Source organism: Shewanella phaeophyticola (assembly GCF_025398315.1).
In the GTDB taxonomy this organism is placed as follows: domain Bacteria; phylum Pseudomonadota; class Gammaproteobacteria; order Enterobacterales; family Shewanellaceae; genus Shewanella; species Shewanella phaeophyticola.
In genome coordinates, this window is the sequence record NZ_JAODOQ010000001.1 from 2,374,258 (window position 1) to 2,386,754 (window position 12,497).

The window sequence follows — 12,497 nt, forward strand, 5'->3', positions numbered from 1 at the left end:
ACGGGTTATATTAAGTTATATGATCGCTAATACCACTTTTAAACACAACGTAAAAAATCAAAATTCGCCCTATTGACTCAGTTTTTTAATAAGATGATTTTCAAAGCGTTAAACTCACCTTACAATAAACACAGATTGGGTTTCATGAACGTCCTAATGAGAATTATATGCCTATTGAACCAAACATCATTTACTTGAACACCAAGCAAGTTGCAGAGTATCTCGATTTAAATGAAAAGAAAGTGTACTCAATGGCAAATCACCACATCCTCCCGGCCACAAAAGTAACGGGTAAATGGTTATTTCCTAAAGTATTGATAGACCGTTGGTTAATGGATTCCTGTCATAGTGGAATGCTCTCAGACAGAATGCATATCACCGGCAGTGACGACCCTTTGTTATCAATGCTTGTCGCCCAATTAATGGCCAAAAGTGAACATCAAAAAATCATCAGTTACAGCGCGACAGGTTCAACATTAGGTTTAGAGTTATTGTCACGCGGTTATGCTGATGTTTGCAGTATTCACTGGGAGAGTATCAATGACGATCGCGACGGTATATTTTCATTATTAACAAGCTTCCCAAACCACCAACAATGGATTATGGTCAGTGGTTATGAGCGTCATCAAGGGTTAATGGTTCGGCAAGAAATGGCCGAGTTATTTAACGACAATATCGATGTGCCAAAGCAGCCACTGCGTTGGGTATCCCGTCAAAAAGGCGCAGGGAGCCAACAACACCTGGCCAATTGGTTAGCTTCTAATCATACTCGCCTAGATGAATTACTGTTCACCGCAACAGCAAACTCAGAACGAGAACTGGCCGGTTATATTGCCCGCAATAATGCCGATATAGGTTTTGGTTGTGAAGCCGTTGCCAGGGAGAGTGGCTTACACTTTATACCTAAGCTTACCGAATCTTTCGACTTTGTTATGTCGCAAAGTATCTTTTTTAGACGTCAGCTACAGGCATTATTAACACTGTTAAAACAGCCACAAACAGCACAATTAGCCCAACTATTATCAGGCTATAAGCTGGTTGAAAGCGGCAAAATTATCTGGCGAGGACAATAATAATAACTGCGCGAGTGTTTAGTGAGTATAAGTCACTCATTCATCAATATCATTGCGTTGTAAACGCATCGATCCGGTTCATCATATAAGGATAAAATGGGTTCCATTTTTGGCGTAACATATCCGCTGCCGTTACGCTATAAATGCCCCGTTCACCCTGATATATTCCTCGGCCGATTTGTATTATATCTTTGTTTTCACTTGCTAATGGCCGTACAATGGGTCTTCAATTGGAAACGGTAACGCCACATGTGATAACGAATACACCTCTGCAGGCCACGTTAATGCCAACTCGACAGTCTCTTCTACGGGAAATTTATGGCTGAGCTCCCGTACCCGAACATGTGGCTCATTATGAGGGCTATTTTCAATAAGACTCAACCGGTAGGGTAACGGATTTGTCAGCCAATAAGGTGCAAACTCAGCTAATGGATCTTGAATAAGCAAATAATTGTGACTGCGTATCCGGTTGACATCAAATAACACTAATTCATGTCCTTGAAACGCTGGCATCAACTGATAAAGCTGTTTTACCACCGCAAGTGATGACACGGTATTATCAACCACTGATTGAAAGGTCAACATTGGCGGAATTAACTTCACCTGCGCAGGAGACAAATCTGCGATTAATGTTCGATTGCGTTGCGTGAGTTGATAAACCACATCACCAGCATTGACCGCAAAAGATGAATATTTAAATGGATCGTACTCGGTCTGAATACTGTTCCAATACAGTTTATCTTGCCCAAGTAGCCCACCTAACTTAGCTTGCCAATAAGCGCCAGCCGCAATGGGTGCTAAACCGACCGCAGGCGATAAAAATATCATCCCAGAAAAAGCGGTGGGTTTGTTTAGATTGATATTTTCTAACTCGTGATTTAACGCTAATGCCGCACCGGTTGAAAACCCCACAACATACACTGGTTTACCTGCTAAGGTTTGCGATAAATGTTCGGTTGCCAGCGCAACCGCACCGGCCAAATCGAGTCAGGTGATATCGGTAAGCCCTGACGGTATGGTGCCATGGCTCGGTAAGCGTAAACCGACAATGTGCGCTTGATGTTGATAGTGCTCAGCAATATGTGACAGTGAATAAAGCGAGTCAGACATACCATGAATTAATAATAAACCAAACTCAGCATCCGGGTTTGGCCATTCGAAAGACCGATTCCAGTTTTGCTGCCATAAAGCAGGATCGGACATACTGTGACGTTCATAACGGTTTAAAGGTGATGATAAACGAGGCTGATATTCTTGATAAATTTTACGATCAACCTCAGCAAACAGTTTTTCTTCTAATTTAAGATATTGACTAAAATCGGCTAGGCCTGACTGTTGATGATATTCTGAAGTAAGATGAATGGTGTGCCATAAAGATAAATTAGGCCGATCATTTAATAGCCATACTGCGGTGATCAAAATAGCCACAACAATACCGATTGCGGCATAAAAGCTGGCAAACAGCAGGTGTTTTGTAGAACCTATGACAATCGCACGCATTTTTTGCCTTAATCAATGATTATCGTAAACTCATTTGTTTTTTAACAATGACTATTTTCAATATAGTCGTACAGGAATGACATGCCATCACAGCCAGCCATATTAACCTTAGGTGCCAGTACAGCAGAGGTGATTTTCTACTTACCTACCCCACCAGTATTGCCGCCTCACTGGCATCATAATCAAGCCAATGCCATTACTGATATCATTGCATTAAATGGTAATCACTGGCGAAAAATTGTCACTATTATGGCTAAAATTTGTTGCCGACACTCAGACCTTAGCGCAAACCATGGAGCGGCATGGAAACAAATCAGACAGAGTCTGCTTCAAGATGTATCGCCACAGTCATTGGCACACCGATTAAGCTGCCAAATACAGATTATTCCAGGCCAATTAAGCCATGCTACTGAGCCGTTATTCAACCCAAAGTGTTGGCACATTGTCTGCGGTAAAGAAACTCAACAGCGCCTTGGTTTACACACCATTGAACATGCGCAAACAGTTGACCCCAATAATAAAATACAGCGCCAGCAAACACGTTTACTGACGCCGTATTTAGATTATCGACAATATGCCAATGTCCTTATTGAAACAACAAGACAGCTCATTGCCAGCGAATATTTATCCCTAAACTAATCGTAAATGGTTGGGATAGGCTGGCGCTTATGTTGAGTGCGCTTGTAAATGCCAACCAATTTGTCTTCAACCGTTTGAGGTACGTCTTTGCCTTCTAAAAAGTCGTCAATTTGATCATAGGTTAACCCGAGTGCGACCTCATCGGCTAACTGCGGTTTGTTGTCTTCTAAATCAGCGGTGGGCGCTTTATTGACTAATAAATCAGGCGCACCTAAAAAGGCCGCCAGTTTACGTACTTGACGTTTATTTAAACCAAACAGTGGCGCTAAATCACACGCACCATCACCAAATTTAGTATAAAAACCTGTTATGTTTTCAGCGCTATGATCGGTGCCAACCACTAAGCCACCTAACACACCAGCAATATTATACTGCGCGATCATTCGCATTCTGGCTTTGACATTACCTTTAACAAAATCGAGTTTGTTTTCATCTGGCAGCTCAATATTGGCTTCAACTAAACCCGCTAAAGTTGCGTGATGAACCCCAAGCACACCGTCGGCAATATTCACGGTAACTTGCCGGGAAGGTTGAATAAACTGACACGATAATTGGGCTTCATCTTCATCTTTTTGCACTTGATATGGTAAACGCACTGCAATAAATTGATACGAGATTTCGCTCTGCTCTTGGTTAAGCCCATCGACAGCTAATTGACATAAGCGCCCAGCTAATGAAGAGTCAACACCGCCGCTAATACCTAACACTACACAACGGCTATGTGATTCTTTTAGTTTCGCTTTAATAAATGCCACACGGCGCTGAATTTCAAACTCAGGCTCAATAGCTTTAAGTACATGCATCTCTCTTAAGATTTGTCCTTTCACGTGACGCTCCTGATGGCTTATAAATTTGGGAGGGCTAATTAGGTTTACCCTGAGTTGAAGCTATTCTATTAAAATCCTACCAAAAAAAAACGATAATGATTCATCATTATCGTTTTTTTTTGCATTAGGCTGAATTAACGTTCCCAGTATGACTCTTCTAGGCTGTCTTCTCGCTCAGGTAATCCGCGAGACAATCGTGGACTGTGCTGGGCTAGCACCTCATATGCTACGCGGTTTGCATACTTACACACTTGCGAAAACGATGAGTAACATAACCCATCACGTTTATGCTTACTTGAGCCTGGTACATTGGCTTTGTGGAATGTATTGGCTGATAAGTCATGTAACAATGCCGACAATGCACCATCACCCGCGCCATTGGTGTTGCGAATAAGCTCAGGCTCGCCCATGTACGGTGAGATATGCGCATACACTTTTATTGGTGTCTCACAATCTTCTTTAAGCATAGGTCGCGAAAACTCATAGCGATTAAACTCAGGAATAGCACCCGGCAATAACATATGGCTGGTTTCGCGTTTAGCACTGTCTTCTGCATAACCGGCGGTATATAAGCCAATCGCACCGGCAGTAGTTAATACCATGTCACACCATTCAAGTGCAGCTTCGCTGGCCAATAGAGGGTCTTTAAAGCCTGTTAACGCCTCTCCTTCATCTTCATTCATGGCCAAAATCGTCACATGGTCATTAATAAAGTTTTGCCACCAGCTTGGATCTTCTTGAATTAAAAAACGCGTCCCTAAGGTTAACACCACAGGTACGTCCGCTTGTTTAGCATACTCAATCGCCGTCATTGCAGCATCGGTAATGCCATCGCCTTCACTGGCGCGCATTAAATAAGCGGTTAACACTAACGCTGAGCTCCCCTGAATAACGTCTTTGTCGATATATTCAGGGGTCAATTTGTCCATTGAACCTTTACTAATGGCAAAAGTACGTTCACCACAATCAGAAATTAAGGTAAAACAGCGACCAATAGGTAGCCATCAACAGGCTGTAAGTAGTTTAAATCGACTTTTGATGAAGTGTTACATAAATAACGATATGCGTAACTGCCAACCATAATATTTTGGCTCATGACACCAAATAATACTGAACGGTCGTCGGCTAAAATGGAATAGTTGTGTACTGTGTTGCCAATCGTTCCACCAGCAAACTCATCGCTAATCATCTGTTTAGATTTAAGCTCATGGTATAAATCATGTGCCTGCTGATCATTAATCAAAGTTGAGTTACCTTTTGGTAACCCATAACGTGCAAGCAATTCGTCTTCAACTTTCGCCTCAATGTCCACGAGGGTTTGATCGATACCACACACATAGGTAGAAAATGGTTGCGGTTGCTGTGTCAGTTGAGCCAATAAAGGATCACGGCTGTTTACAGGAAAATAGTGTTTTGACTTACGTTGACCAGGAAACTTCATATTGGGCTCTCATAGCTTAGCATCCTTGCCAGTGTGAAATTAAGTGTGAAATTAAGTGTGAAATTAATTGCCTTTGGCGACATTCAACGTTGAAAAGTCACCCTCTGCGAAAATGGCGGCAGATTTTATCATAGTTATTTTAGTTTTTCTGTATAAAGGATTGCATACTCAAAAAAATGCCATAAAAAAACCTGCCGAAGCAGGTTTTTATTCAGTGTTTAGCTGCGATTATTTTAATACGTTTGCTAATTGCTCACTGACTTTAGCAACAGATTGGGTACCATCAAATTTATTGTATTGAGTACGACCCTGTTCAGCCACTTTGCCATAGTAATCAACTAATGGCTTAGTTTGCTCATGGTAAATGCCTAGACGCTTACGCACTGTGCTTTCTTCGTCATCAGGACGGATCGCTAAATCTTCGCCCGTCACATCGTCCTTGCCTTCCGCTTTAGGTGGATTAAACACAACGTGATAAACACGGCCTGAACCTGAATGAACACGACGACCGCTCATGCGTTTAACGATTTCTTCATCTGGCACATCAATTTCGATCACGTGATCAATTTCAATGCCGTTTTCTGCCATTGCATCAGCTTGAGGAATAGTACGTGGGAAACCATCAAGTAAAAAACCCTTTACACAATCATCTTGTGCAATACGCTCTTTAACCAAACCAATGATCAGATCGTCAGATACTAATTGACCTGCATCCATTACTTTCTTGGCTTCTAAACCCAGTGGCGTACCGGCCTTAACGGCTGCACGCAACATGTCACCAGTTGAGATTTGTGGGATACCGTACTGCTCCATAATAAACTGAGCTTGGGTACCTTTACCGGCACCAGGGGCACCCAATAAAATAATGCGCATCTCAAAAATCCTCTTTAAGTTTGTGTTCTTTTTAGGGCGGCGATTTTCGCACATATGCCGCCCTTTTAATAGCGCTTTTGTTATGACATTAGACCTAAATCTAATAAGGCTTGTAACAAAAAGGCATCAATTGGTTTAATACAGCAAGGTATACAATTTACGCCGATATTGATTCGCGAGAGCATTGCCCTGACCGATTGCGGTTAATAACTCCATGAAAGCTTGTTTTACTTTACCGTCTAATGCAGCCATATCTTTTTGCAAAATAGCAAATAACAACTCTAAGGCTTCTTCATTACGGTGAGCTGCATTCAATGCTTTAGCTAATGATACAACCAACTCTAGATTATCGGGTTGTTGTTCAACACTTTGCTGCAGTTGTCTAATTTCAGGAGTATCGGCAGCGTCTTCCGCTAATGCCAATTTAGCCATCAGATTTTGGTAATAACTGTCTTGATCAGCAAGGCCTATACCTGCAAGTAAGCTTTTCGCATCAGCAAGTAAGCCTTGCTGTAAAGCCACATCGGCCATCACTAACGCCACTTCAGCAGCTTGTTGTGAGTCGCTATACACGGTTTTGAGCTGCGCGGCTAATTGCACTAACTCATCGGCAGTTAATGCGCCTTCTGCCAGCAGTTGTTTGATTGCTGCAAACTCTTGTACCCACATCGGCGGCAAATGTTTGTCGAGTAAAGTTTCGACTTGCTCTTGTGTTTGCACACCAGCAAAGCCGTCAATTGGGCGGCCTTTATCTAACACTAATGTGGTGGGTAAATTTTGAATTTGAAAGTAGTTGGCAATTTCGACTTCAGTTTCGCAATCGACTTTAGCTAATATAAAACGCCCAGCCTGGGCTTGAGCTAATTGCTCTAGGGTTTGCAACATTTGTACACTTTCAGGTTGCTGCTGTGCCCAAAAAGCCAATACCACCATTTTTTCCATCGAGGTATCGACAACTTGCTGAATGTTTTCTTTCGTTAAATTAATCAGGTAGTCCATAGTGCCCCCGGTAACTTACTAAAAAAAGCGGACTGAATGTCCGCTTTAACTGTTTAGGTTAGCTTATTTAAAACTGGCCATTAACATCTGGTTGGTTAGCTTAATAAATGCCGACGGATCGGACAGGCTACCTTTTTCAGACAATAACGCTTGTTGTAAAAGCAAGTTAGACCAATCAGCAAATAACGCCTCATCGGCTTCGTTGTTTAAACGCTCTACCAATGGGTGAGTCGGGTTGATTTCAAATGTTGGCTTTGACTCTGGCACAGGTTGCCCTGCCGCTTGCATCAATTTAATCATTTGCGTCGACATTTCACCTTCGCCAGTCACTACACAGGCTGGAGTGTCAGTTAAGCGACTGGTCACTTTAACGTCAGACACTTTGTCAGCTAATGCTGTTTTAATACGCTCAACGAGGGCTTTTGCTTCTTCGGCCACTTTTTCTTGTGCTTCTTTATCAGCTTCATCTTCTAATGAACCCAATTCAAGATCGCCTTTAGTCACTGAGTGAAGTTTTTTATCTTTAAACTCAGTTAGGTGGTTAATTAGCCATTCGTCGATACGCTCAGACATTAAGAGAACCTCAATGCCTTTTTTACGCAGTAACTCTAAGTGTGGGCTGTTAACGGCTGCGTCATGGCTGTCTGCAACTATATAGTAAATTTTATCTTGGCCTTCTTTCATGCGTTCAATGTAAGCGTCTAACGACACAGTGGTCGCCGCAGAATTGTCATGAGTAGAAGCAAAACGTAATAAACCAGCAATGCGTTCTTTGTTAGCGAAATCTTCAGCTGGGCCTTCTTTTAATACTTGGCCAAACTCAGCCCAAAATGATTGATAGGTTTCAGGATCATTTTGAGCCATTTTTTCTAACATACCTAATACACGCTTAGTTAAGGCCTGACGTAGGTTTTTGGTAATTTGGTTATCTTGTAAAATTTCACGCGACACGTTTAATGGCAGATCTTTTGAGTCAATTAAGCCTTTTACAAAACGTAAGTACGTTGGCATAAATTGCTCAGCATCGTCCATCACAAACACGCGTTGTACAAACAGTTTTAAGCCGTGTTTGTGGTCACGATTAAACAGATCCCAAGGGGCTTTAGCAGGAATATACAATAAGCTGGTATATTCTTGTTTACCTTCAACACGGTTGTGAGACCATTTAAGTGCATCGGCATAATCGTGTGAGATATGCTTATAAAACTCTTGGTATTCTTCGTCTGTAATATCAGATTTATTTCGTGTCCAAAGCGCTGTGGCTTTGTTCATTGGCTTCCAAGAGCCCTCAGTGGCAGCTATTTTTTCGCCGTCTTCACCTTCGGTTTCTGGTTGGCCTGGTTCAAACATTTCCACCGGAATAGAGATATGGTCAGAGTACTTTGAAATAATAGAGCGTAAACGGAAGTCATCTGCAAATTCAGTTTCTTCGTCACGTAAATGCAAAGTGATTTCAGTACCGCGTGTGTTTTTAGTGACGGTTTCAACGTTGAATGAACCTTCACCTTCTGACTCCCACAATACTGCTTCATTGACGGAATGACCTGCAGCACGAGTGCGCACTACTACTTTTTTAGCTACGATAAAGGCTGAGTAGAAACCCACACCAAACTGACCAATAAGTTGCGAGTCTTTTGAGGCTTCACCAGATAAGTTATTGAAGAACTCTTTAGTACCCGATTTAGCAATAGTACCTAAATGTTCTATAACGCCATCACGTGTCATACCAATTCCGTTATCAGAAATGGTTACTGTGCCTTTTTCTTTATCGGCACTCACACGTACTCTAAGCTCACCATCCCCTTCATACAAGGCATCATCGGTTAGCGCTAGGTAGCGTAATTTGTCTGCAGCATCGGCAGCATTTGAGACTAATTCACGTAAGAAAATCTCTTTATTTGAATACAAAGAGTGGATCATCAAATGCAGCAGTTGTTTTACTTCGGTTTGAAAGCCATGAGTTTCTTGTTGTGACATGAATAATTTCCCTTGGTGTTACGTTAATACAAAAACGAGTCGAATCATCCACTCGTATAAAAATCTTCGTTAACCAAGAAATGGGGGGCTTTAAATTGTTTTCAAGGGCTGAAATAGTTTATTGTCGAATAAATCGTCAGCTACAGCACTTTTTTCGATACAAAGCGCAATTAACCCAAATATATGCTTAAAAAAAGTGCACTAATGTCGGCAATATCAATAATGGCCTGCCAATTTGCTATTGGCAGGTAATACTCATGATGGGTGGTTATACCATTCCGCGTTAGTAAGTGATCTCTCAGCGAGAATTTAAAAGGGCTTAAACAAGGCGAATGACTGAATGAATAGTTGTTCTCTTTCGAAGTCATGCAACGCAGTGTAAGCCCTTTAAAAACTCGCCTGAAAGGAATGCCCCAGCCGCTTTTGCTCTGCGTTCTCGCTATTTGAAAGGGAACAACCATTACTACATAGCGACGCCTTAATCAAAAACCGCTGGACGCATTCTGAGTGGTCACTTATTAATGCACAATGGTATTAAAGGGGGATTCGCCCGTTAAATGATAAGGCTAACGTGGTGCTGTCGACATATTCAAGCTCACCGCCAACAGGTACGCCATGTGCAATACGACTAATTACCACTTTATGACGTCTTGCCATATCAGCAATAAAATGCGCAGTGGCATCCCCCTCAACGGTCGGGTTGGTCGCTAATATCAGTTCATTGACATCATCTGAGGCTAAATGTTTTTCTAGTAACGCCAGCCCTAGCTCTTCTGGACCCACACCATCAAGTGGCGATAAATGCCCAAGTAATACAAAGTAACGCCCGCTAAAGTGACCACCCGCTTCAATCGCTAACACATCTGCTGGTGTTTCAACCACACAAATCACCCCTGCATTGACCCTACGGTGACTTGAGCAAATAGGACACAGCTCTTGTTCCGTAAAGGTACGGCAACTTTGGCAATGCCCTACTTCTGACATGGCTTTTTGTAATGAATCAGCCAGTTTTAATCCGACTTTACGTTCACGCTCAAGCAGTTGAAATGCCATACGTTGCGCCGATTTAGGTCCTACACCAGGTAAACCACGTAAAGACTGGATTAACTCATCGACCAAAGGACTAAATTTCATATAATTGCCAATACCTTAATAAATAAACACTTGTGTAAACACTTCACCTAAGCCATTTAATGGCTGTCACTATCAATCTAACCCATTGTCGAAGCAAACAATCGAAGCAAAAAGCCTCAACTGACAATCACAAAAAATGTCATGGATTATCATTGTTGGCCAGAGATTGTAAAACGTTATATGTTGCTGGCACAAGACTATGTCTGACTACTTCTCTGAGCGATAACGAAACACTTGATCAAGCGGCAAATTAAACACTTCTGCAATTTTAAAAGCCACCTCAAGCGTTGGTGAGTACTTATTCGATTCAATCGCCATGATAGTTTGTCGGGTAACACCGATTAGATCGGCCAATTGCTTTTGGGTCATTTCATTATGTAAAAAACGTAACGTACGGATAGAGTTTGAAATCCCAAGTTTATTGTCAGCAGGATCACCCATAAATGTCTCCTGTACGTCCCTTGTACAATTGCACGCCATAGTGTGCTAATTCGGCCAATAAGAATGCGCCCACTAAAATATGCAACGGTAAATGTGGCACACTCGATTGCATAAACTCAAAACCTTGGGCGGCGATATTATATTGAACTAGCGCTAAAATCACCCCTACTTGCAAAATGATGGCACTGTATTTATAACCAACCAAATTAATCTGTTTTTCTCTGACATCCATCGGTTGGTACAGCTCATTATCACTGATTAACCCCAGCACAATGTAACTGATCACCATTAATACAATTGAATAGATAATAATTTGCAGTAATAACGTCGATAACCATGTAATAGACGCTAATTGTTCAGGCGTAGCATTAACTAATGCACTCACGTACAAATAACCAATATACCCCGTCACTAGAAAATCGACCGATAACGTCAACTCTTTAAAGCTGGTTTCCTGTAACCATTGAATCAATTTCTGTTTGTTGTCCATGTCAGCCTCAGCATACTTGATGTATAAAATATTTAACTTCACTTATCATAATCCACCACCACGACATGTCAAAGATTTTTTACCTCAAGTTAAAAATTAGATACTTTTGATTGAATTTTAAGCGAGATCCCTGAGCTCTAAAAAGACTTAAACCTGTGACACAATTAACATAATCAATTAGCATAATAATTGGTCAGATTAGCCATATACTCGCCAAGCTAAACCATCGACAACGCAACAATTAACATTAAGATTATGATTTAATATTAATTTTTTTATTTGGCATAGGCCTTGCATACTGGTTTTATACCCAGTGATAGTGCAACATACTATATTGAACAGTAAACGCTCACTGAATAACTCATGGAATCATTAATAATATTAAGGATGTATTATGAAAAAACTGATTATTATCATTGTCGTAGTGGCGGTTGGTTATTTAATTAACCTCAAGTTTGTCGATATTGCGTATGCAATGGGATTTGCAGAATTGAAAAAAGAAGCAATATTGATAAATGATCAAAAAATGAAAGTGAAATGCGACTCGTATGCCTTCGGTTTTTTTGATGAAATCAAACTCGAAAACAAATTTCAGCAATGTATTAATGATTATCAAGCCCAAGGTTATGTCGTATTGGACGCTGTACAAACTGACTCAGACGCATAACAAAAAAAGCTCAAGCATAATGCTTGAGCTTTTTTTGTGTTTGTAGAGGGTGTACCAGACAACGATTAAAACGGCATTTTCATTCCTGGTGGTAATTGCATACCGCCAGTCACTTCGGCCATTTTAGTCTTTTGATTTTCTTCTAAACGACGCGCTGCATCATTACATGCTGCAGCAATTAAGTCTTCTAGCATTTCTTTGTCATCTTCCATTAAGCTTGGGTCGATTTCAACTTTGCGGACATTGTGGCTGCCAGTCATTGTGACTTTAACGAGACCAGCACCCGCTTCACCAGTCATTTCGGTGCGTGCAATTTCTTCCTGCACTTTTGCCATTTTGTCTTGCATCATTTGGGCTTGTTTCATTAAATTGCCCATTCCGCCTTTTCCACCAAACATAGTCGTCTCTCTCTAATTGAGGTTGTTAGCAAGTCGCC

At 41.4% G+C, this 12,497-nt stretch carries 11 protein-coding genes and 2 pseudogenes; 3 read left to right on the plus strand and 10 right to left on the minus strand.

Annotation, left to right across the window (positions count from 1 at the left end; genetic code table 11):
- The first annotated feature begins 167 nt into the window (after positions 1-167).
- Positions 168-1,073 carry a helix-turn-helix transcriptional regulator gene (locus N4T56_RS11070; protein WP_261733263.1) on the plus strand — a complete coding sequence of 302 codons (906 nt, stop codon included), beginning with the start codon at positions 168-170 and terminating at the stop codon, positions 1,071-1,073.
- A gap of 49 nt (positions 1,074-1,122) precedes the next feature.
- Here the strand turns inward: N4T56_RS11070 and N4T56_RS11075 are convergent.
- Positions 1,123-2,573, minus strand: a pseudogene (locus N4T56_RS11075) (alpha/beta hydrolase).
- Between the two features lie 81 nt (positions 2,574-2,654).
- Between N4T56_RS11075 and N4T56_RS11080 the strand changes: the two are divergent.
- Complete coding sequence (locus N4T56_RS11080) at positions 2,655-3,212, plus strand: DUF6942 family protein (RefSeq protein ID WP_261733264.1); 558 nt, start codon at positions 2,655-2,657, stop codon at positions 3,210-3,212.
- Here the strand turns inward: N4T56_RS11080 and nadE are convergent.
- The 8 genes and pseudogenes from nadE to N4T56_RS11120 form a co-directional block, all read right to left on the minus strand.
- Positions 3,209-4,039, minus strand: coding sequence for an ammonia-dependent NAD(+) synthetase (gene nadE, locus N4T56_RS11085; protein WP_261733265.1), 831 nt, complete (start codon positions 4,037-4,039; stop codon positions 3,209-3,211). The genes N4T56_RS11080 and nadE overlap by 4 nt on opposite strands.
- Positions 4,040-4,173: 134 nt before the next feature.
- A pseudogene (locus N4T56_RS11090) lies at positions 4,174-5,480 on the minus strand (inosine/guanosine kinase).
- A gap of 228 nt (positions 5,481-5,708) precedes the next feature.
- Complete coding sequence (adk, locus tag N4T56_RS11095) at positions 5,709-6,353, minus strand: adenylate kinase (protein ID WP_261733266.1); 645 nt, start codon at positions 6,351-6,353, stop codon at positions 5,709-5,711.
- 135 nt (positions 6,354-6,488) lie between these two features.
- Entirely contained in the window at positions 6,489-7,352 is an 864-nt protein-coding gene (locus N4T56_RS11100; RefSeq protein ID WP_261733267.1) for a tetratricopeptide repeat protein, read from the minus strand.
- Positions 7,353-7,415: 63 nt separating this feature from the next.
- On the minus strand, positions 7,416-9,329 hold the full coding sequence (gene htpG / locus N4T56_RS11105; protein WP_261733268.1) for a molecular chaperone HtpG: 1,914 nt from the start codon (positions 9,327-9,329) through the stop codon (positions 7,416-7,418).
- 534 nt (positions 9,330-9,863) lie between these two features.
- Positions 9,864-10,463, minus strand: a complete 600-nt coding sequence (gene recR, locus N4T56_RS11110; RefSeq protein WP_188921796.1) for a recombination mediator RecR — start codon at positions 10,461-10,463, stop codon at positions 9,864-9,866.
- A 207-nt stretch (positions 10,464-10,670) separates the two neighbouring features.
- Positions 10,671-10,904 carry a helix-turn-helix transcriptional regulator gene (locus N4T56_RS11115; RefSeq protein ID WP_261733269.1) on the minus strand — a complete coding sequence of 78 codons (234 nt, stop codon included), beginning with the start codon at positions 10,902-10,904 and terminating at the stop codon, positions 10,671-10,673.
- Positions 10,897-11,436 carry a hypothetical protein gene (locus N4T56_RS11120; RefSeq protein ID WP_261733270.1) on the minus strand — a complete coding sequence of 180 codons (540 nt, stop codon included), beginning with the start codon at positions 11,434-11,436 and terminating at the stop codon, positions 10,897-10,899. The genes N4T56_RS11115 and N4T56_RS11120 overlap by 8 nt, the downstream gene beginning before the upstream one ends.
- Positions 11,437-11,788: 352 nt before the next feature.
- On the opposite strand from N4T56_RS11120, the gene N4T56_RS11125 reads away from it, so the two are divergent.
- Complete coding sequence (locus tag N4T56_RS11125) at positions 11,789-12,061, plus strand: hypothetical protein (protein WP_261733271.1); 273 nt, start codon at positions 11,789-11,791, stop codon at positions 12,059-12,061.
- Positions 12,062-12,126: 65 nt separating this feature from the next.
- Here N4T56_RS11125 and N4T56_RS11130 read toward each other — a convergent pair whose 3' ends face one another.
- Complete coding sequence (locus N4T56_RS11130) at positions 12,127-12,459, minus strand: YbaB/EbfC family nucleoid-associated protein (RefSeq protein WP_188921788.1); 333 nt, start codon at positions 12,457-12,459, stop codon at positions 12,127-12,129.
- Positions 12,460-12,497 lie beyond the last annotated feature (38 nt).

Bases quoted from the DNA above. Each gene is read 5' to 3' on its own strand.
- N4T56_RS11080 (WP_261733264.1), top strand. From the start codon at position 2,655: ATGCCATCACAGCCAGCCATATTAACCTTAGGTGCCAGTACAGCAGAG.
- N4T56_RS11130 (WP_188921788.1), bottom strand. From the start codon at position 12,459: ATGTTTGGTGGAAAAGGCGGAATGGGCAATTTAATGAAACAAGCCCAA.
- N4T56_RS11115 (WP_261733269.1), bottom strand. From the start codon at position 10,904: ATGGGTGATCCTGCTGACAATAAACTTGGGATTTCAAACTCTATCCGT.
- htpG (WP_261733268.1), bottom strand. From the start codon at position 9,329: ATGTCACAACAAGAAACTCATGGCTTTCAAACCGAAGTAAAACAACTG.
- N4T56_RS11100 (WP_261733267.1), bottom strand. From the start codon at position 7,352: ATGGACTACCTGATTAATTTAACGAAAGAAAACATTCAGCAAGTTGTC.
- N4T56_RS11070 (WP_261733263.1), top strand. From the start codon at position 168: ATGCCTATTGAACCAAACATCATTTACTTGAACACCAAGCAAGTTGCA.
- recR (WP_188921796.1), bottom strand. From the start codon at position 10,463: ATGAAATTTAGTCCTTTGGTCGATGAGTTAATCCAGTCTTTACGTGGT.
- N4T56_RS11125 (WP_261733271.1), top strand. From the start codon at position 11,789: ATGAAAAAACTGATTATTATCATTGTCGTAGTGGCGGTTGGTTATTTA.
- adk (WP_261733266.1), bottom strand. From the start codon at position 6,353: ATGCGCATTATTTTATTGGGTGCCCCTGGTGCCGGTAAAGGTACCCAA.